This is a genomic window from Pseudomonas sp. B14-6 (genome assembly GCF_013260315.1).
GTDB classification, from domain to species: domain Bacteria; phylum Pseudomonadota; class Gammaproteobacteria; order Pseudomonadales; family Pseudomonadaceae; genus Aquipseudomonas; species Aquipseudomonas mandelii.
Genome location: NZ_CP053929.1, coordinates 748,051 through 768,153 on the forward strand (window position 1 = coordinate 748,051; position 20,103 = coordinate 768,153).

A 20,103-nucleotide genomic window follows, 5' to 3' on the forward strand; every position below is an offset into this window, starting at 1 on the left:
GATTACTTGTGCATGACTGCGGTGAACAACTCTGACGCCAGAAACCGCTGCAACCACCCCTGCAACCGCACATAAGGCGTCTGCCCGAACCACTCGCGATCGACATGGGCGAATTGCCGTATGAACGGCATCAACGCCACATCCGCCAGGCTCGGATGCGCCGCCAGCAGGTAATCGCGTCCCTCCAGCAACACCTCCAGCTTGCGCAAGAACACCTCACCTTCAGCACGATAGGTTTCCATCGGCTGCTCGGGGTAACGCTCGGCGTACTTGTAGCGATTCAAATGCACCTTGAACGTCTGATCATTCTCTTCAATCAGCGCGGCGATGTGCGCCTGTCCGGCAAGATCACCCTTGAGCAACCAATCCTGCGGATCGTTCTGCGCCAAGGACCAGTGCATGATCGCCAGGCTTTCATCGATGACTTGACCGTCGATACTCAGCACGGGGACCGTGCCCTTGGCCGACAGCGCAAGCATTTCGGCAGGTTTGGCTTTCAGGCTGACCTCGACAATCTGCACCGCAACGCCCGAATAGCGCAGGGCCATGCGCGCCCGCATGGCGTAAGGGCAGCGGCGGAACGAGTACAGCGTATTCATTTGACCTCCAGGGTACTCAAGCCATTGCCCTGGCGTTGGACCTGAATCTGCACCGGAATCCGCTCATGCATTTCCTGCACATGGGAAATCACCGCGACCTTGCGGCCCTGGGCTTGCAAGCCGTCGAGTGCGTCCATGGCCAGTTGCAGGGATTCCGGATCGAGGCTGCCGAAGCCTTCGTCGATGAACAGCGATTCGATTTTCAGTGTGCTCGAAGCCATCGACGCCAAACCGAGCGCCAGGGCCAACGACACCAGGAACGTCTCGCCGCCCGACAACGAATGCACCGAACGCAGCTCTTCGCCCATCTCGGTGTCCATCACCAGCAACCCGAGCATGCTGCCGCCGCGTTTCAGGCGATAGCGCCGCACCAGTTGTCGCAGCTGTACGTTGGCGTGATGCACCAGCAAGTCGAGGTTGTAGGCTTGGGCGATCTTGCGGAAGGTGTCGCCGGTCGCCGAGCCGATCAAGGCATTCAGGCGAGCCCAGCGCTGGTACTCGCTGTAGGCGTCGGCGATCTGCTGCGCCAGGGCTTGGTTGGCATTCTGCCGACGCTGATCCTCGGCCTGTTCGGCGCGCAGTTCGGCGCAACGGTGCTCGCTGGCGGCGAACAGGTTTTGCAGGTCTGTCAGTGCCGTGGCGAGTTGCTCGGCGTCGAGATTGCCGTTGTGTTGCGCCTGATGATTGAGCAGGCGCTGGTCCCGTTCCTGCAATCGCACGTTGGCCTGTTCGATGGCTTTTTCGCTTTGCTGCAAGTGCTGCCGCAGTTCGCTGACGTGCTGGTCGTCGACGCTCAGCAGCGCTTCCAGTCCTCCATCGTCGAGCTCTGGATGCAAGGCGCGCCAGTCGGCGATCTTTGCGCTCAGTTCGCGGTCTTCGGTTTCCAGGGCCAGCAGGCGCTCTTGTCTGGCTTTGAGTTCAGCGGCCAGTTCGACTAACCGCGTGCGCACGGTTTGCAGTTCCTGATGGGCTGTTGCCTGGGCAGTGCGCGCCTGTTCGACGGCTTGATCCAGTTGCTGCTGCCAGTGTTCGGCGCTGCTGTGTTCGCCCAGCAATTGCGTCAGCCGTTCCTGGCAAGCCTGTTGTTGCTCGGCGAGGACGGTGAATTGCTGCTGCGCCAATTCCAGTGCCTGGGCGCGGGCCAGTTGGCGGTCCTGTTCTTTTTCCAGTGTCTGCTGGCGTTGTTGCTGGTCGCCGAGTTCATCGCGTTGCTGTTCGAGTTGCTCCAGGCGCTGGGCGATCAGCCGGTCGAGTTGCATGAAGGTCGCGGCCGGTTCGTTGCGCAAGGCCTCCAGTGTCTCGGCCGGAAGCAGGGTGCTGAAGGCGCTCAGCTCTTCGTCGAGACGCTGGCGATCACTGCCCAGCTCACGCTGCTGGTTACTCAAGTGCTGCGTCGCTTGCTGGCTAGTAGCCTCGGCGCTGCGCAGTTGCTGCTGAAGGCGAGCCGCATCTTGTTGCAGGGTGAGCAGGGCGGTCTGCCGTTGTTCATCCTGGGTGATGCTCTGGTTCAACTGGCTGTTTTGCTGCGCCAGCCAACTGTCGCGCTTGTTCGCGTCCTGAGCCAGCAGTTGCGTCGACAACGGATGGGCTTCGAGGCTCGGCGTAAGGCCTTGTTGCTGGCTGGCGAGTTGCTCCTGTTGCTGCAGCAGTTCTTTTTGCTGAGCAATCAAACCGCCGACTTCACCGCGCAAATCGGTGAGTTTCTCTTTCAGCAGGTCGACGGCCTTCTGCGCATTGGCCTGCTCGCTTTCATCGTGGCGACCGAGGCTTTGCAGCAACGCTTCGGGTTGATGATAGGGATGGTCGGGGCTGCCGCAGACCGGGCAGGGCTGATCGTCCTGTAGCTGTGCGCGCAGTTCTTCGACGCTGGCGCTGCGGGCCAGACGCTGACGCTCCAGCAGTTCGCGAGTGACGGTCAGGGTCTGTTCGGCGATGACCAACTCGTTCTTGGTCTTCACGCCGTCCTGGGTCAGGCGATCACGTTCCTGCTGGGCGCTGAGCTGGCGTTGCGTCAGCTCGGCGCTGCGCTTGTCGATCTCCTGCTGGCTGGCCCACAGCCGTGTCAGTTCTTCAAACGCCCGCAGTTGTTTGCGGTTGTCCTGCAACAAGTTGCCCAGTAACTGGATTTGTTCGGCCACGGCTTCCGGCTCGGCACCGGCTTCTTTGTAGAGCACTTCCAGATGCTGCTTTTGAGCCGTCAGTTCTTCGCCGGCGCGGGCGGCGCTTTGCTCCAGAGCCGCCAGTTCAGCCTGGCCCTTGTTCAAGCGATTACCGATCAACATCAGCTGTTGCAGGCGATCACGGTAGGCGTTCCACGCCTCGCTCAACGGTGCTAAATGCGTGCTTTGCTCAAGCTCCCCGGCAATCCGCTCCAGACGTGCAGCCACCTGTTTTTGTTGCTCGAGCAGGCCCTGAATCGTGTTCTGTCCTTGAGTGCTGGCCAGTTCCGCTTGTTGCTTGTGCTCTGCACTCACACTGGCGTCTTTGACCAGCCGGGCGAGGGTGCTTTGCTCTTCAAAGGCCTGGCGCAGCAACGGAGCTTTTTTCGTGTGCTGGCTTTGGGCGTCGACCAGCGCGGTCTGCGCAGCACTCAAGCTCTGTTCGAGTTGCGCCTGCCGCTCGTTCAACTCGGCCTGCTGTTGGATGTGCTGCTGAATCTGCGCCGCCAGCGGGGTGAGCTGGGCGGTGAGTTCGGTCTTGCGGGCGAACTGGTGCCGTTGCGGGGCCAGTTGTTCCAGGCGCGTCAGCTTCAACCGGTCACCAGCCAGGCTTTCCCAGTGCTGCCGGGCGCTGGTCAGCTGTTCGGTGGCGCTCTGTTGTTCGTCCTGCAATTGCCGCAGGTCCTTGAGCCAGGTGTGCTGCAATTCAAGTTGTTTGAGCTGCGCTTGCTGGGTCTTGAGTTGCTGCTGCGCTTCGTTGAAGCGCGCATCGAGCTCGGCCCGGGCTTCGGGAGCCAGCGGTGTCACACCCGTGGCCTGATCCTGCAACAGCTTGTGCGCTTCACGCGCCTCTTTGGCTTTGTCGAAGGCGCGGCGACCGAGGCGGGTGTACAGCGCGGTATCGGTGAGCTTTTCCAGCAGTTCGCTGCGTTCGTTGTCGTTGGCCTTGAGGAAGGCACTGAACTCGCTCTGGGCCAGCAGCACGGCGCGGGTGAACTGTTCGAAGTTCAGGCCCAGCACGGCTTCGAGCTGGGTTTTGAACTCGACTTTCTGACTGGCCAGCAACTGATCCTGATCGATGTCGCGCAGACTCTGGCGACTGGCTTGCAGCTTGCCGCCGGCCTTTTCGCGAGCGCGATTGGCTTCCCAGCGCGCGCGGTAACGACGGCCATCGATGCCGACGAAATCCACCTCGGCATACCCTTCGCCGGTGCCACGCCGCAGCAAGGTGCGCGGGTCGCCGGTGCTGATTTCGCCATCGGCGTCCGGTGCCTTGGCCGACACCTGAGCGTTGCTCAATCGCGGAACGGCGCCAAACAGTGCGAGACACAAGGCGTCGAGCAAGGTGCTTTTGCCCGCGCCGGTCGGCCCGGTGATCGCGAACAGGCCGGCACTCGCCAGCGGTTCAGCGGTAAAGTCGATTTCAAAGGGCCCGGCCAGTGAGGCGAGGTTTTTCAGGCGGATCGCGAGGATCTTCATGGTTGTTCGCTCTCCATCTGCACGTCCTGCAACAGCTCGGCAAAGTCTTTCAGCGTTTGCTCATCGACCTCGCTGCCGTAGCTGTCCTGCCAGGCACGACTGAACAATTCCTGCGGCGTGAGCTGGTCCAGTTCGATCAACGTGGTGCCGTCTTCGACACCCTCGCGACTGCCGTTGCCGGCATATTCGGCGGCAATGCGCACCAGGCGCACGGCTTTGCCTTGAAGGGCGCTTTCAACCTGGTGACGCAAGTCGGGTTGTGGTTCGTCGAGACGCACCCGCACTTCCAGCCACGGCTGGCGCTGGATGTCGGCCAGCAAATCGATGTTCGGCAGGTCGGCCAGTTGCAAGAGAATCTCGGCCAGCGGTGCCGGGCCGATGCGTTGCAGGTTGACCGCACGGGGAATCAGTTTTGGCTCGACGCTGACCAGGGTTTCGCCGTCGAGCGTGACGTCGAGAATCTGATGCTGATAACCGATTTCCGAGAACGACAATGGAATCGGCGAGCCGCTGTAGCGGATGCGCTCTTCACCGTTGACCTTCTGCGGCTTGTGTAAATGCCCCAGCGCGACGTAGCTGATGCTCGGCCCGAACAGGCTGGCGGGCAGGGCTTCGGCATTGCCGATGATCAGGCTGCGCTCGGAGTCTTCCGACACGGAACCACCGGCCATGTGCGCATGGCTGATCGCAATCAGCGCCTGGCCAGGCTTGCGCTTGGCATTGGCCGCTTCGATCAGCCACTCGTGCACCTGACCGATGCCGCGCAGGTAGTTGTCACCCAACTGCGCGCCAGTCACTTCGGCAGGGCGCAAAAACGGCAGCGCCAGGCACCAGCCGGCAATTTCGCCGCTGGCATCTGGCAACGGCAGTAACAGCCGTTCGGCGTCCAGTTGACCGTCGTCGAGCCACAGCACGCGGCCAAGCGCATGGGTGCGCAAACGCCGCATCAACGGCGCGGGCAATTCGATCCGCGAGCCGGAGTCGTGGTTGCCGGCGATGATGACGATGGTCAGCAGCGGTTGCTGCTCGTGGGCGCTGACGATGAATTCGTAGAGGCGTTCCTGGGCTTTGACTGGCGGGTTGACCGTGTCGAAGATATCGCCGGCGATCAACAGCACATCAGGCTGGTCCAGCTTCAGCTGGCGCAACAGCCATTCAAGAAAGCAGGCGTGCTCGAAATCGCGGTCCTGGCCGTGCAGGTTTTGCCCAAGGTGCCAGTCGGAGGTGTGAAACAGACGCAAGGCGTACTCCGTAGGAAATAAGGTGATGGCCGCGTGGAAATTGATGGCGGCGAAAAGAGTGGGAGTTTACTGGCAAACCGTCGTTTGGGTGCGGCAAGGGGGGGTATTTTTGCCCTGACTTAAAGTATTCGGCGATCTTTAGGCCGTCATCGCGAGCAGGCTCACTCCCACATTGGTCCTGCGTTGACTCCAATGTTGTGCCCAGTACCGTCCCTTGTGGGAGCGAGCCTGCTCGCGATGAACGATGATGCGGTGTTACTTCGGATACAGCGGCGGCAGGCCACTGTCTCCCACCGGATCTTGAACCCGTTCGGCAATCGGGATCGCCTTGATCGCCCGCCACAGTTCTTCGCCTTGCCAGTGCTGGCCGGTTTCGCTGTAGAGCGCGCCGTTCAAGCCGTCCAGGGCGTCGGACAGTGGCACGAAACGGGCGGCCATGTCGGCCAGGGTTTCCGGTTGTTGCCGGGCCCAGGCGTCGAGGGCCTGGCGGGTGGCGTGGGGATCGTTGGCCTGGCAGGCGCGTTTCAGTTCGTCGAGGACGGTGCGTGGGCTCGGGCCGGTCTGCGCGGCGCGCAGCACGGCGGGTTGCCAGCGGCCACGCCACCAGAGACCGAAACCGAGCAGGGTGGTGCAGGCCAGGATCAGGGTGCTGAGTTTCCAGCGCCAAAGGGTTTCGCTGTCGGCTGCGGACATGACCGACGGCGTGCCAGCCGGAGTATCGACCACCAGGCTCGGATTACTCGCCACTTGCAGGCTTCGGGCCGGCAGGCTGCTGTGTTCCAGGTGATCTTCGAAGGTGTTCCACCAGACCACTTCCACCGCAGGCAACTCGATGGCGCCACTGCGGCCCGGCACCAGCGCTTCGCGCTCTTCACGACTGCCGATCAGGCCGCGCTCGGTGCTTTGGTTGCTCAGCACTGGTTGGTCCGGGTAACGGCGCAGGCCGTTGACGTCGGTGGCCGGCAGCGGCGGCAGTTGGGAACTGGCCAAGCCTTCGGCCTTCAAGGTGAGGCTACGAGTCAGCGAATCACCCGCCTGCGCATGGTCCGGCTCCGGGTTCCAGCTTTCGCTCAGGCTCAGGCTGCGGGCCGGCAACCAGGGCAGGTCGGCAGGGTAGGTAATGGGTTTGGCCTTGACCGTCAGCAGAATCGGAGTGGAGCTGACACGCATCAGTTTCCCGGACTTCGGCGCCTGGGTGGCGTCCTGGGTGGGTTGGGTGTCGACGAGCGTTGCACTGAAAATCTGCGCCGGAATGGTCAATTCGCCGCTGTGTTGCGGGTAGATCGCATAGCGCATTTCAATCACGCCATGACGCAGGCCGTTGATGGCTTTCTCGTAAGTGCGCGACTCGCCCAATTGTTCGATGCGCGCATCAGGAATTTGCAACGGAGTCAGGCTGCTGTCGTCGTACAGCGACACCGAATGATAGATGCGTAAAGTCAGGATGGCCTGGGCCTGCACATAAACACTGGACTGGTCGAGGCTCGCGTCGATAAACACCGGGGCCAGTTTGTTCGCGGTGTCCTGGGTTTCGCTTTCGACCACTTGCACGGTAATCGGCTGGCTCTGCACCTCGCCCAGTTGCAGCGGGGGAATCGTCACGCTGCCGTTTTCCTTGGGCAGCAAGGTGATGATCCAGCGGGTGGTAGCGCGGTTGTCGCCGTTCAGGGTGGTCAGTTGGTTGACCTGGCGGGTGCCACGCACTTCGAACAGCGGTTCCAGCGGTGCCAGGTCAGGCTTGCCGAATTGGGTGACGTCGTTGGATTCCAGGGTCAGTTCGACCGTCTCGCCGGAGTTCAGGCGACTGCGATCGACACTGGCGACCAGCGTCGCCGCCTGAGCCTGGACGGTGCTGAGCAGCAGGGCGAGCATGAAAAGGGTGAAGCGGGTCATCGCGTTTTTTCCTGATCCTGATGTTGTTGCTGTTCGTACCAGAATTTGCGCCTGAGCAATTCGCCCGGGTCATCGGGGATCTTGCGCAGCCATTGCTCCAGCGCCTGACGCTGTTCGCCGTCGATATTGTCGCTGGCCGGCCGCATCGGTGGTGTGGTGCTTTGCTCGTCCCCCAGCTCGCTGCCCGGGACTTCATTGGCGCCCGGTTTCGGCGGTGTTGTGGCCTGTTGCCCGGCGTCCGGCGTGGTCTGCCCGGCGTCGGACTTCGGTGGGTTGTTGTCCGCAGGCTGTGTGGCGGCACCCGGTGGCGTTTCTTGCTCGGTGTCCTTGGTCTCGTCATCGGCGGATTTCTGCGGCTCAACCGGTGGCGGTGCGTTTTTCTGTTTGAGCAGACTTTCTACCAGTGCCTTGTTGGTCTGCGCGGGGCGCAGATCCGGCTGGCGTTCCAGCGCCTGATCGTAAGCGTCCAGCGCCGCTTCCAGCTCACCGCTTTTGGCCAGGGCATTGCCACGATTGTAGTGGGCGTGGGCATCGTTGCCCTCGGCGAACCGCTGGGCGGCGCCGCTGTAGTCGCCGGCCTCATACAGCGCGACGCCTTGCCACTGCGGATCCTCAAAATGCTGCGACGCCTTCGCCGGATGGCCTTGCCTAAGCAGATGCAGGCCCCGTTGATCGGGGCGCAACCACAAGTCTTCAAAGTCGAAGGCATAGCTCGGTTGCGGCAACAGGAACAGTAAAGGCAGGCAGAACAACCAGCCACGGCGACCGGCGCACGCCGCCAGTAGCAACAGCGGCAGCAGCAGCCAGTAGCCCTGATCGGCCCAGGTGTCCAGGCGCAAGGTCTGGCCGTCGTTGCGCAGGGTGCGTGGACCGTCAAGCAGGCCGAGCCCGCGCAGGTCGGTATCGCCCAGTCGCGCTGGGCGATAGCGTCCGCCAAGCTCGTTGGCAAAAGCTTTCAGGCTTGGACTGTCCAGGTACGGCACAAGGATCGCGCCCTGATCGTCCTTGAGAAAACTGCCGTCCTCCTGTGCGACCGGTGCGCCTTCGGCGGTGCCGATGCCGAGCATCAGGAACTGCGTCGATTTTCGATCCAGTGCCTGGCGAATGCCTTCACGTTCCAGGTCCGTCAGGGTGGAACCGATCAACAGGATCCGGCCTTCACCCAATCCCCCTGACTCAGCAGTGCCAGGGCCTTGGTCACAGCGAGGTCCGCGCGATGGCCGGCTTCGGGCATCAGCGACGGCTTGAGCGCATCGAGCAGATTACGGCTGGTCGACAGGTCATCCGACAGAGGCACCAGGGTGTGGGCGCTGCCGGCGTAAACGACGATTGCAGTCTGGGCGTCGCTGCGCACTTGCAGCAGGTCCAACAGTTTGCGCCGAGCCTGTTCGAGTCGGTTCGGCGCAACGTCGGTGGCGAGCATTTCCGGGGTCAGCTCAAGCACGACCACCAGCGGGTCGGCGGGTTTCTGACTGATTTGTTCGACGCGCTGCCAACTCGGCCCCAACAAGGCCAGGACGGTCAGTATCCACGCCAGGCCGAGGACGACCCACGGCAGTTTGCTGTCGCGCCCGTTTCCACCGCTCAGCAAAGCAGCGTGGAAGGCCGGTGGCAGGATCATCTGCCAGCGCCCGGCGCGTTTTTGTCGATGCCAGAGTTGCCAGAGCAGCCAGCCCAACAGCGGCAACAACAGCAACCACCAGGGGCGGAACCAGTACGGCCACAGCGCACTCATCGGCGCCTCCGCAGGCGCAGGCGTTTGAGTCGCTGGCGCCAGTCAGGCAATTGCGTTTGCAAAAACAGGTCCTTCGTAAAGAGCCGTTGCAGCGGGTTGTCCGGCCAACGCTCGCGCACCACCAACAACATGCTCAACAACAACGCCAGCGCCAAAGGCCAGTGATACAGCGCCTGCGCCGGGCGGGCCTGGGTCGGCTGTTGGGTCACGGGCTCAAGTGTGTCGAGGGTGTCCTTGATCGTTTGCAGCTCTTTGCCATCGTGGGCGCGGAAGTACTGACCGCCGGTGACTTGGGCGATGGCCATCAACGCCGGTTCATCCAGATCCAGGCTCGGATTGACCCCCAGGAACCCCAAGGTGCCGCTTTGCTCCGGGTCAGCGCCGATGCCGATCGGGTAGATTTTCACGCCTTCCTTGGCCGCCAGGCGCGCCGCCGTGAGCGGGTCGATTTCACCGCCATTGTTGGCGCCATCCGTGACCAGGATCAACACACGGCTCTGGGCCGGACGCATGCGCAGGCGCTTAATCGCCAGGCCGATGGCATCACCGATTGCCGTGTTCTTGCCGGCGATACCGATTCGCGCTTCGTCGAGCCACACGCGCACGGTGTGCCGGTCGAACGTCAAGGGCGCTTGCAGGTAAGCCTGGCTGCCGAACAGGATCAGGCCGACACGGTCACCGTCGCGACTTTCAAGGAAGTCACCGAGCAAGTGCTGAACCAGCGACAGTCGACTGACGTCTTCGTCCTGCCACTGCATGTCGGGGAAATCCATGGAGCCTGACACGTCCACGGCCACCAGCAGATCGCGACCACTGGCGGCAATCGGCAGGGGACCGCCCAGCCATTGCGGGCGCGCCGCCGCTATCAGCAACAACAGCCACAACAGAATGAACGGTGCTTGCTGGCGCCAGGCCGGCAGGTTGGCGCGCGCACGGCGGCGGGCCAGGCCTTCGAGGTCATTGAGGAAGCTGACCTTGAGCGCCGGTTCGCCGCTGTCGGCCACCGGCAGCAGCACGCGCATCAACCACGGCAGCGGCAGCAGGGCAAAGATCCACGGCCAGGCGAACTCAAACATGTTTGCGAATCCAGGTATCGACGGCTTGAGTGAGGCCGGCGATGGCCTTGTCGTCGAGTTTGCATTCGGGTTTGTAGGCGCCTTCGACCAGCACCATCCAGCGGGTCAGACCGGCGGCCGGGCAGCGGTTGTCGAGGAACGCCAGCCACTTGCGCCCGTTGAGGGTGTGGCTCTGGCTGTAGGGGTAATGGTTGCGGCACAGGCGCTTGAGCAAGCCGTTAAGCTGCTGCAACCAGGCGCCGGCCGGTGCGCCGTCGTAGGGCTTTGGCATCCGCGCCAATTCGGCGAGTGCGGCGATGCGCACCGGGTCCAGCGGTTGTTCGGCGCGTACGATCGGGCGCTTGTTCGGAATGAATCGCCGCGCCTTCCACAGGCCGAAACCGATCAGCGGCAGCAACAACAGCAACAGCCACCAGCCGGGCGCGGGGGGCCAGAACTCGATGGGCGGTGGGGTAATCAGCGGTTGCAGTTGATCGAGGCTGCTCATCGACCTTTCCCCGGTTTCTGTGGGTTGAGGTACTCGCGCAGTTGCTCGACCATCTCGCTCTGGGTGCTCAGCGGCATCAGCAATACCCGCAGCTTTTGCGCGAGCAATTCCCAGCGGGCGATGCGCGCTTCGGCCTGGGCGCGGTAGGTCTGGCGCAGGTCGAAATTCAGGGTGTCGAGTTCCAGTTGCGCGCCACGTTCAACGAAACGAAGCAGCCCGGCGGCGGGCAGGGCGTGGTCCAGCGGATCGGACAGCGGCAGCAGCAACAGGTCGCAATGGCGCGACAACAGGCTCAGTTGCTGTTCAGAACCTTCGGTCAAGGCGCGTTCATCGCAGATCACAATCACCAGGCTGCCGGGGCGCAGCACCTCCCGTGCACGACGCAGGGCCATGTTGAGGGAATCGCGGTTCTGTTCGCTTTCGGTGTGCAGCGACTGATTGACCCGCACCAGACGGTTAAGCAGTTGCAGCAGGCTTTGTTTGCTGCGCCGGGGTTTGATTTCGTAGTGCTCGTTGTCGCCGAACACCAGCCCGCCGACCCGGTCGTTATGGCCAAGGGCCGCCCAGCCAATCAGGCTCGCTGCCTGAGCGGCCAGCACTGATTTGAACATCAGCCCCGAACCGAAAAACAGCCGACGGCTTTGCTCGACCATGATGAAAATCGGTCGCTCGCGTTCTTCGTGAAACAGCTTGGTGTGGGGCTCCTGGGTGCGGGCGGTAACGCGCCAGTCGATGGTGCGCACGTCGTCGCCGGCCTGATAAACCCGAACCTGATCGAAGTCCACGCCACGGCCGCGCAGTTTGGAGTGGTGCAGGCCGATCAGGGGGCTGCGCTGGCTCGGCGTGGAAAACAGCTGCACTTCGCGCACGCGATGGCGCATCTCGATCAGCTCGGCGAGGCTGACGCGGATGCCCGGCTCGGGCGGAAGGAGGGCGTTCATGGGGGTCAAGCGACGGCTACGACGTCGAGAATCCGCTGGACCACCCGGTCCTGATCGATGCCAGCAGCTTCGGCTTCAAAGGACAGAATGATGCGGTGGCGCAGTACGTCGAACAGCACGGCCTGGATGTCTTCCGGGCTGACGAAGTCGCGACCGGCCAGCCAGGCATGGGCCCGGGCACAGCGATCGAGGGCAATCGAACCGCGAGGACTGGCGCCATAGGCGATCCACTCGGCCATCTCCGGGTCGAACTTGGCCGGGGTGCGCGTGGCCATGACCAGTTGCACCAGGTATTCCTCCACGGCGTCGGCCATGTACAGGCCGAGGATTTCCTTGCGTGCGGCAAAAATCGCCTGCTGGCTGACCCGGCGCTCGGGCTTGGTTTCGCCGTTCAGGGCTTCGCCACGGGCCTGTTGCAGGATTCGGCGTTCGACGGCGGCATCGGGGAAGCCGATTTTCACGTGCATCAGGAAGCGGTCGAGCTGGGCTTCCGGCAGGGGATAGGTGCCCTCCTGCTCGATCGGGTTCTGCGTGGCCATCACCAGAAACAGCGGTGACAGCTCGTAAGTGCTGCGCCCGACACTGACCTGGCGCTCGGCCATGGCTTCCAGCAATGCCGATTGAACCTTGGCCGGGGCGCGGTTGATTTCGTCCGCCAGCACCAGGTTATGGAAGATCGGGCCCTGCTGGAACACGAAGCTGCCGGTTTCCGGGCGATAGATTTCCGTGCCGGTGATGTCGGCCGGCAGCAGGTCGGGGGTGAACTGGATGCGATGGAACTGGGCTTCGATGCCTTCGGCGAGTTCTTTAATGGCCTTGGTCTTGGCCAGCCCCGGGGCGCCCTCGACCAGCATGTGGCCGTCGGCGAGCAAGGCGATGAGCAAGCGCTCGATGAGTTTTTCCTGGCCGAGAATCTGCGTTGAAAGAAAGGTTCGCAGCGCTAGCAGCGCTTCACGATGTTCCATCGATGACTGTTCCTGGAAAGGGTGACCGAAGACGTTCGAATAACGCCAGGGCTGGGGGCGTTACTTTAATCCATCGCGGGGGGCGGCGACTAACGGCATTTTGTGCAAAGTGCGGGAATTGATGGGTGAAATTGTTGGAAATTTGTAGGCGAGGGACAGGGTGGTGATCTGGCTGGCCTCATCGCGAGCGGGCTCGCTCCCACAGGTGACCGGGTTCTCACATGAAAATACGATCAAATGTGGGAGCGAGCCTGCTCGCGATGAGGCAGGTTCAGGCACCCGAGATTCCGAGGCTTAGAGCTGGCTTATATAGGTGCCGGTGCCTTTAAGGATGTTCTGCAAGGTCTCTTCCACTTCCGCCAGATCCTGCGCATCGGTGCCGTGCAGGATTTCCAGCGAGTCTTCGCCATCGAGCACATCGATGTCCGCAGCGGCGATTTCGATCAGCAGGCGGTCAGGGCTGAGGGTGACTTTCACACCGTTGAGGGCCGAAGGTTTGTCGTGGAAGATGATCTCCAGCTCATCCTCGTCCGGAAAGCGGCTCATCAGGAACATTTCGCCCTCGACGCTGTTGCAGCAGAGCATGGCCAAGTTGTCTTCTTCTTCGTCGCACGGGTTGACGATCAAGAGGTCAGTTGTCATTTGCATGGGAAAATCCTGGCTCGGCGAGCGTGGTGAACGTAACAAAAGGCAATTCTGCCAGCCCTCGGGAATTTCTGCTCGCCTGAGTGTCAGATCATGTGTCGTGAACACTTGGAGTGTTACTGGTCATTTCTGGTACGGATGTGCCGCAAAACCGGGGATAAAGCGCCCGTTTTCCTGCACGACTGCTAGTGTTGTTCGAGGCGCATGTCGTGAGCTGCGTACCGATGACCGAATATGTCGCAGCGCCGCAAGCACAGGCCTTGCCGCACTCGTTAAGCTGCGCATCGAATGGATATCCGTAAAGACAGTGTGCAATTCATCGCACAGGCGTTTTTGCCGATACCCCTTCATGGAAGGTGAATGTGACCTGAGTGTCTCGTCCAGCTTCACCCACCTGTCACCCTGTTTCCTCTGCCCGAGAATCAGGAACAGGGTGACGGATCGCCCCGAAAGGGGTTTTGCGCGCGACGCTTCCATCAATAACAAGCCCAAGCGGAGTACCACAGATGGCGTTCTTCACCGCAGCCAGCAAAGCCGACTTCCAGCACCAACTGCAAGCGGCACTGGCCCAGCACATCAGTGAACAGGCACTGCCACAAGTGGCGCTGTTCGCTGAACAATTCTTCGGCATCATTTCCCTGGACGAGCTGACCCAGCGTCGGTTGTCCGACCTCGCCGGCTGCACCCTTTCTGCGTGGCGCCTGCTTGAGCGCTTCGATCACGCGCAACCGCAAGTGCGCGTCTACAACCCGGATTACGAACGCCACGGCTGGCAGTCGACCCACACCGCGGTCGAAGTGCTGCACCACGACCTGCCATTTCTGGTGGACTCGGTGCGTACCGAGCTGAACCGTCGCGGCTACAGCATTCACACCCTGCAAACCACTGTGCTGAGCGTGCGTCGCGGCAGCAAGGGCGAGCTGCTGGAAATCCTGCCGAAAGGCACCCAGGGCGAAGGCATTCTGCAAGAATCGCTGATGTACCTGGAAATCGACCGTTGCGCCAACGCGGCCGAACTCAATGTCCTGACCAAAGAGCTGGAGCAGGTTCTCGGTGAAGTCCGCGTCGCGGTCACCGATTTCGAACCGATGAAAGACAAGGTCCAGGAAATTCTCTCCGGCCTGGACAACAGCCAGTACGCCGTCGATCCAGAAGAAAAAGCCGAAATCAAAAGCTTCCTGGAATGGCTGGTGGGCAACCACTTCACATTCCTGGGCTATGAAGAGTTCGTGGTTCGCGATGAAGTCGACGGTGGTCACATCGTCTACGACCAGGATTCCTTCCTGGGCCTGACCAAACTGCTGCGCACCGGCCTGACCTACGATGACCTGCGCATCGAAGACTACGCCGTGAACTACCTGCGTGAACCGACCCTGCTGTCGTTCGCCAAGGCTGCGCACCCAAGCCGTGTACACCGTCCGGCTTACCCGGATTACGTGTCGATCCGCGAAATTGACGCCGACGGCAAAGTCATCAAGGAATGCCGTTTCATGGGCCTGTACACCTCTTCGGTGTATGGCGAGAGCGTGCGGGTCATTCCGTACATCCGCCGCAAGGTCGAAGAAATCGAACGCCGTTCCGGCTTCCAGCCCAAGGCTCACCTGGGCAAGGAACTGGCGCAGGTGGTCGAAGTGCTGCCGCGTGACGATCTGTTCCAGACGCCGGTGGACGAGCTGTTCAGCACCGTGATGTCGATCGTGCAGATCCAGGAGCGCAACAAGATTCGCGTGTTCCTGCGCAAAGACCCTTATGGCCGTTTCTGCTACTGCCTGGCCTACGTGCCGCGCGACATCTACTCCACCGAAGTGCGCCAGAAGATCCAGCAAGTGCTGATGGATCGCCTGAAAGCCTCGGACTGCGAGTTCTGGACCTTCTTCTCCGAGTCCGTGCTGGCACGCGTGCAACTGATTCTGCGCGTCGATCCGAAGAACCGCCTCGACATCGACCCGGTCCTGCTGGAAAAAGAAGTGGTCCAGGCCTGCCGCAGCTGGCAGGACGACTACGCCAGTCTGGTAGTCGAAAGCTTCGGCGAAGCCCACGGCACCAACGTGCTGGCTGACTTCCCGAAAGGCTTTCCGGCCGGTTACCGCGAGCGTTTCGCTGCCCATTCGGCCGTGGTCGACATGCAGCACCTGCTGAGCCTGACCGAAAAAAATCCGCTGGTGATGAGCTTCTATCAGCCACTGGGCCAGGTGTCTGGTCAGCGCGAATTGCACTGCAAGCTGTATCACGCCGATACACCGCTGGCGCTGTCCGACGTGTTGCCGATCCTGGAAAACCTCGGTCTGCGCGTGTTGGGTGAATTCCCGTATCGCCTGCGCCACAACAGTGGCCGCGAGTTCTGGATTCACGACTTCGCGTTCACCGCCGCTGAAGGCCTGGAACTCGACATCCAGCAACTCAACGACACCTTGCAGGACGCCTTCGTCCACATCGTGCGTGGCGATGCCGAGAACGATGCGTTCAACCGCCTGGTGCTGACCGCCGGCCTGCCTTGGCGCGATGTGGCGCTGTTGCGTGCCTACGCCCGTTACATGAAGCAGATTCGCCTGGGCTTCGACCTGGGTTACATCGCCAGCACCCTGAACAACCACACCGACATCGCTCGCGAGTTGACCCGGTTGTTCAAGACCCGTTTCTACCTGGCGCGCAAGTTGACCAGCGACGATCTGGAAGACAAGCAGCAACGCCTGGAACACGCGATCATTACCGCGCTGGACGAAGTCCAGGTGCTCAACGAAGACCGTATCCTGCGTCGCTACCTGGACCTGATCAAGGCCACGCTGCGGACCAACTTCTACCAGACCGATGCGAACGGCAAGAACAAGTCCTACTTCAGCTTCAAGTTCAACCCGCACCAGATTCCAGAGCTGCCCAAGCCCGTACCGAAGTTCGAAATCTTCGTTTACTCGCCACGCGTCGAAGGCGTGCACCTGCGCTTCGGCAACGTCGCTCGCGGTGGTCTGCGCTGGTCTGACCGTGAAGAAGACTTCCGTACCGAAGTGCTGGGCCTGGTAAAAGCCCAGCAAGTGAAGAACTCGGTCATCGTGCCAGTGGGCGCCAAGGGCGGCTTCCTGCCGCGTCGTCTGCCACTGGGCGGTAGCCGAGACGAGATCGCGGCCGAGGGCATCGCCTGCTACCGCATCTTCATTTCGGGCCTGTTGGACATCACCGACAACCTGAAGGACGGTGCGCTGGTTCCGCCGGCCAACGTCGTGCGTCATGACGACGATGACCCGTACCTCGTGGTCGCTGCGGACAAGGGCACTGCCACCTTCTCCGACATCGCCAACGGTATCGCCATCGACTACGGCTTCTGGCTCGGCGATGCATTCGCATCGGGCGGTTCTGCCGGTTACGACCACAAGAAGATGGGCATCACCGCCAAAGGCGCGTGGGTGGGCGTTCAACGTCACTTCCGCGAGCGCGGAATCAATGTCCAGGAAGACAGCATCACCGTGGTGGGCGTCGGCGACATGGCCGGTGACGTGTTCGGTAACGGCTTGTTGATGTCCGACAAGCTGCAACTGGTCGCAGCCTTCAACCACTTGCACATCTTCATTGACCCGAACCCGGAGCCTGCCAACAGCTTCGCCGAGCGTCAGCGCCTGTTCGACCTGCCGCGCTCGGCCTGGTCGGATTACGACACCAGCATCATGTCCGAAGGCGGCGGGATCTTCTCCCGCAGCGCGAAAAGCATCGCGATTTCCCCGCAGATGAAAGAGCGCTTCGACATCCAGGCGGACAAACTGACCCCGACCGAACTGCTGAATGCCTTGCTCAAGGCACCGGTAGACCTGTTGTGGAACGGCGGTATCGGCACCTACGTCAAAGCCAGCACCGAAAGCCACGCCGATGTCGGCGACAAGGCCAACGATGCATTGCGCGTGAACGGCAACGAACTGCGCTGCAAAGTGGTGGGCGAGGGCGGTAACCTCGGTATGACCCAACTGGGTCGTGTCGAATTCGGCCTCAATGGCGGCGGTTCCAACACCGACTTCATCGACAACGCCGGTGGCGTGGACTGCTCCGACCACGAAGTGAACATCAAGATCCTGCTGAACGAAGTGGTTCAGGCCGGTGACATGACCGACAAGCAACGTAACCAGTTGCTGGCGAGCATGACCGACGAAGTCGGCAACCTGGTGCTGGGCAACAACTACAAGCAGACCCAGGCCCTGTCCCTGGCGGCTCGCCGTGCTTTCGTGCGGATTGCCGAATACAAGCGCCTGATGAACGATCTGGAAGGTCGCGGCAAGCTGGATCGCGCCATCGAGTTCCTGCCGGCCGAAGAAGCCATCAACGAGCGCGTCGCTGCAGGCCATGGCCTGACCCGTGCCGAGCTGTCGGTGCTGATCTCCTACAGCAAGATCGACCTCAAGGAAGCGCTGCTCAATTCCCAGGTGCCGGACGACGACTACCTGACGCGCGACATGGAAACCGCTTTCCCGCCAAGCCTGGTGAGCAAGTTTTCCCAAGCCATGCGCCGTCACCGTCTGAAGCGCGAAATCGTCAGCACCCAGATCGCCAACGATCTGGTCAACCACATGGGTATTACCTTCGTTCAACGACTCAAAGAGTCGACCGGCATGAGCCCGGCGAACGTGGCCGGTGCGTATGTGATCGTGCGTGACATCTTCCATCTCCCGCATTGGTTCCGTCAGATCGAATCCCTGGATTATCAGGTTTCCGCCGACGTGCAACTGGAGCTGATGGACGAGCTGATGCGCCTGGGCCGTCGCGCCACGCGCTGGTTCCTGCGTGCCCGTCGCAACGAGCAGAACGCTGCCCGTGACGTTGCGCACTTCGGTCCGCACCTCAAGGAGCTGGGGCTGAAGCTCGACGAACTGCTCAGTGGCGAGATCCGCGACACCTGGCAGGCCCGCTATCAGGCGTACGTCGAAGCCGGTGTGCCGGAGTTGCTCGCACGCATGGTGGCTGGCACTTCGCACTTGTACACCCTGCTGCCGATCATCGAGGCCTCCGACGTGACCGGCCAGAACCCTGCAGACGTGGCCAAGGCCTACTTCGCCGTGGGCAGCGCGCTGGACATCACCTGGTACCTGCAACAGATCAGCGCTCTGCCGGTTGAAAACAACTGGCAGGCCCTGGCCCGTGAAGCGTTCCGTGATGACGTCGACTGGCAGCAACGTGCGATCACCATCTCCGTCCTGCAACAGGGCGACGGCACTCAGGACGTGGAAACCCGCCTGGCGCTGTGGATGGAAGAGCACGAAGGCATGATCGAACGCTGGCGCGCCATGCTGGTGGAAATCCGTGCCGCCAGCGGTACCGATTACGCCATGTACGCGGTGGCCAACCGTGAGTTGCTGGACCTGGCGTTGAGCGGGCAAGCGGTAGTGCCTGCGCCTGTCACAGCAGCTGCGGAGCTGGAACCGGCTGCCTGATCGGCTGTTGAATGAAAAAAACCCGCATTGAGAGATGCGGGTTTTTTTTGGGGTAGACGTGCTCATTTCATTGTGATTAAAGGCAAGATTATGCTGAGCGCTAGTACGACGCTTGAAGTTGTTTTGACTCAATGGCTGATAGTGTCTCTGTGGGTTGCATCACTAAATTGTTGAGCGATTGATCAAACTTTTGCAGTGCCCGAATTTGCACATTCTGTTGCTCGTTAATATCCGCCACAATCTCTTCACTGCGCTTGTAATCGGCCCATAACGGACTCAACGCTTTGGCATCATGCCCTTGAGCAGTGCCGATGTAATTGAAGTTTGAGTCGTAGAACTGCGCACTCACATGCGCTTCGATATCCGAACTGCGCGATGTGATCAATTGGCTGCGGGTGTCGACAATGGCGACCACGTCGGGCTTCGCCGCCCTGAGGCTTTGCATGTCCGGATACACCGTCACCGAGCCGAACTGGCGTTGTAACGATGCCTTGACCCAGTCCACGGCATGGTCCGGTCTGGAGGTGGCCACGTAGGCGTCGTGGATCGATTGCACCAGCAGGCTCTGGCCGAAGCCGGTGCCGGCGTTGGCCTGGTAGTGTTGCAGGTAGTCGCGGTTGGCCTGGGTGTTGCGGCTGTAGACGATACCCAACGAAACCTGGTGGCCGTTGGGGACGTGCGTGGCATTGCTGCGGCCAACCGGTCCAGTAAAAAGGCCTTCCAGTGAAGACCCGGCTTTGGGCGCAGTGGGAACAGAGCAGCCCGCCAGGATGAGGGTCATTGTTAATGTACTGACAAGCGCGAGTTTCATGGTGTTACTCCAGTGAAACAACATGAGTCGGAAGTTGTAATGTCGGAATATCCGGCGAGTTGTCCAGACTAAACCTGTCGCTGCACAATGAAATAGCCAGTCGCTGCACTTCTTGGCTGGGCGATAGTTTAATTGGGTTTAAGCGAGGCCCAGTAATTACGCCGGGAAATAAAAAGGCCCGAAATGTTAATTCGCGCCTTTTTATTTATGGCTATCCCTTCAGCTATCAGTTTTCCAAGGGGATCAACACTTTCTCGTCGGGGGACAACACCATGAATACCAACAGCTTGGCAGGCTTGGTTGCACTGGCGTTTTTCGAAACCAAGTGTTCCGAACCGGCGGGTTCGTACCAATACTGTCCGGCCTTGTAAGTGATTGCTTTCTCACCCTTCACTTGAGAAATAACCGCACCTGACAGCACGTAGGCCATGGCAGTGCCTTCATGCTTGTGGGCAATCGACGATTGGCCGGGTTTGTAGTCGACCTCGATCATCATGGCTTTTTTGCCGGGCACGTTTTTCAGCGCTTCATCCTGCAATACCGTGATCTTTTCTGAAGGGCCTTCGTGAGCAATGGCAGTCGCAGAAACGGTCAGGGCAAGGGCAGCCAGGGGAGCAGCAAGGATACGCAAAGCTTTCATGGTCATTCACCTGCGGTTGGTTTA

At 61.1% G+C, this 20,103-nt stretch carries 12 protein-coding genes and 1 pseudogene; 1 reads left to right on the forward strand and 12 read right to left on the reverse strand.

What is annotated here, in order from left to right; genetic code table 11:
• Nucleotides 1–2: 2 nt before the first annotated feature.
• The 10 genes and pseudogenes from HP062_RS03500 to HP062_RS03545 form a co-directional block, all read right to left on the reverse strand.
• Nucleotides 3–599: a glutathione S-transferase gene (locus HP062_RS03500; protein ID WP_172790826.1), complete on the reverse strand. Its 597-nt coding sequence runs from the start codon at nucleotides 597–599 to the stop codon at nucleotides 3–5.
• On the reverse strand, nucleotides 596–4,237 hold the full coding sequence (locus tag HP062_RS03505; protein WP_172790827.1) for an AAA family ATPase: 3,642 nt from the start codon (nucleotides 4,235–4,237) through the stop codon (nucleotides 596–598). The genes HP062_RS03500 and HP062_RS03505 overlap by 4 nt, the downstream gene beginning before the upstream one ends.
• A complete protein-coding gene (locus HP062_RS03510; protein WP_010459857.1) occupies nucleotides 4,234–5,478 on the reverse strand; it encodes an exonuclease SbcCD subunit D C-terminal domain-containing protein in 1,245 nt (414 codons plus the stop codon). Before HP062_RS03510 ends, HP062_RS03505 begins: the two co-directional genes overlap by 4 nt.
• Before the next feature lie 255 nt (nucleotides 5,479–5,733).
• Nucleotides 5,734–7,371 carry a BatD family protein gene (locus tag HP062_RS03515; protein ID WP_145310122.1) on the reverse strand — a complete coding sequence of 546 codons (1,638 nt, stop codon included), beginning with the start codon at nucleotides 7,369–7,371 and terminating at the stop codon, nucleotides 5,734–5,736.
• Nucleotides 7,368–9,106 (reverse strand): annotated as a pseudogene (locus HP062_RS03520) (tetratricopeptide repeat protein). Before HP062_RS03520 ends, HP062_RS03515 begins: the two are co-directional and overlap by 4 nt.
• A complete protein-coding gene (locus HP062_RS03525; protein ID WP_172790828.1) occupies nucleotides 9,103–10,182 on the reverse strand; it encodes a VWA domain-containing protein in 1,080 nt (359 codons plus the stop codon). Before HP062_RS03525 ends, HP062_RS03520 begins: the two are co-directional and overlap by 4 nt.
• Nucleotides 10,175–10,669: a DUF4381 domain-containing protein gene (locus tag HP062_RS03530; protein WP_010459865.1), complete on the reverse strand. Its 495-nt coding sequence runs from the start codon at nucleotides 10,667–10,669 to the stop codon at nucleotides 10,175–10,177. Before HP062_RS03530 ends, HP062_RS03525 begins: the two co-directional genes overlap by 8 nt.
• Nucleotides 10,666–11,610 carry a DUF58 domain-containing protein gene (locus HP062_RS03535; RefSeq protein WP_010459867.1) on the reverse strand — a complete coding sequence of 315 codons (945 nt, stop codon included), beginning with the start codon at nucleotides 11,608–11,610 and terminating at the stop codon, nucleotides 10,666–10,668. Before HP062_RS03535 ends, HP062_RS03530 begins: the two co-directional genes overlap by 4 nt.
• A 5-nt stretch (nucleotides 11,611–11,615) precedes the next feature.
• Nucleotides 11,616–12,575: a MoxR family ATPase gene (locus HP062_RS03540; protein WP_003218556.1), complete on the reverse strand. Its 960-nt coding sequence runs from the start codon at nucleotides 12,573–12,575 to the stop codon at nucleotides 11,616–11,618.
• A gap of 294 nt (nucleotides 12,576–12,869) precedes the next feature.
• Entirely contained in the window at nucleotides 12,870–13,223 is a 354-nt protein-coding gene (locus HP062_RS03545) for a hypothetical protein (protein WP_010459880.1), read from the reverse strand.
• A 503-nt stretch (nucleotides 13,224–13,726) separates the two neighbouring features.
• Between HP062_RS03545 and HP062_RS03550 the strand changes: the two genes are divergently transcribed.
• The gene (locus HP062_RS03550; protein WP_172790829.1) at nucleotides 13,727–18,628 is read left to right on the forward strand and encodes an NAD-glutamate dehydrogenase; all 4,902 of its coding nucleotides are present in this window, start codon (nucleotides 13,727–13,729) and stop codon (nucleotides 18,626–18,628) included.
• A gap of 100 nt (nucleotides 18,629–18,728) precedes the next feature.
• Here the strand turns inward: HP062_RS03550 and HP062_RS03555 are convergent, their stop codons facing one another.
• Nucleotides 18,729–19,439 (reverse strand): hypothetical protein, encoded by a 711-nt coding sequence (locus HP062_RS03555; protein WP_010459884.1) that lies wholly within the window; start codon nucleotides 19,437–19,439, stop codon nucleotides 18,729–18,731.
• A gap of 226 nt (nucleotides 19,440–19,665) precedes the next feature.
• A complete protein-coding gene (locus HP062_RS03560) occupies nucleotides 19,666–20,079 on the reverse strand; it encodes a cupin domain-containing protein (protein WP_010459886.1) in 414 nt (137 codons plus the stop codon).
• Between the last annotated feature and the right edge of the window lie 24 nt (nucleotides 20,080–20,103).

Coding starts and splice junctions, on each gene's coding strand:
- HP062_RS03500 (WP_172790826.1), bottom strand. CDS start 599: ATGAATACGCTGTACTCGTTCCGCCGCTGCCCTTACGCCATGCGGGCG.
- HP062_RS03505 (WP_172790827.1), bottom strand. CDS start 4,237: ATGAAGATCCTCGCGATCCGCCTGAAAAACCTCGCCTCACTGGCCGGG.
- HP062_RS03515 (WP_145310122.1), bottom strand. CDS start 7,371: ATGACCCGCTTCACCCTTTTCATGCTCGCCCTGCTGCTCAGCACCGTC.
- HP062_RS03525 (WP_172790828.1), bottom strand. CDS start 10,182: ATGTTTGAGTTCGCCTGGCCGTGGATCTTTGCCCTGCTGCCGCTGCCG.
- HP062_RS03530 (WP_010459865.1), bottom strand. CDS start 10,669: ATGAGCAGCCTCGATCAACTGCAACCGCTGATTACCCCACCGCCCATC.
- HP062_RS03535 (WP_010459867.1), bottom strand. CDS start 11,610: ATGAACGCCCTCCTTCCGCCCGAGCCGGGCATCCGCGTCAGCCTCGCC.
- HP062_RS03540 (WP_003218556.1), bottom strand. CDS start 12,575: ATGGAACATCGTGAAGCGCTGCTAGCGCTGCGAACCTTTCTTTCAACG.
- HP062_RS03545 (WP_010459880.1), bottom strand. CDS start 13,223: ATGCAAATGACAACTGACCTCTTGATCGTCAACCCGTGCGACGAAGAA.
- HP062_RS03550 (WP_172790829.1), top strand. CDS start 13,727: ATGGCGTTCTTCACCGCAGCCAGCAAAGCCGACTTCCAGCACCAACTG.
- HP062_RS03555 (WP_010459884.1), bottom strand. CDS start 19,439: ATGAAACTCGCGCTTGTCAGTACATTAACAATGACCCTCATCCTGGCG.
- HP062_RS03560 (WP_010459886.1), bottom strand. CDS start 20,079: ATGAAAGCTTTGCGTATCCTTGCTGCTCCCCTGGCTGCCCTTGCCCTG.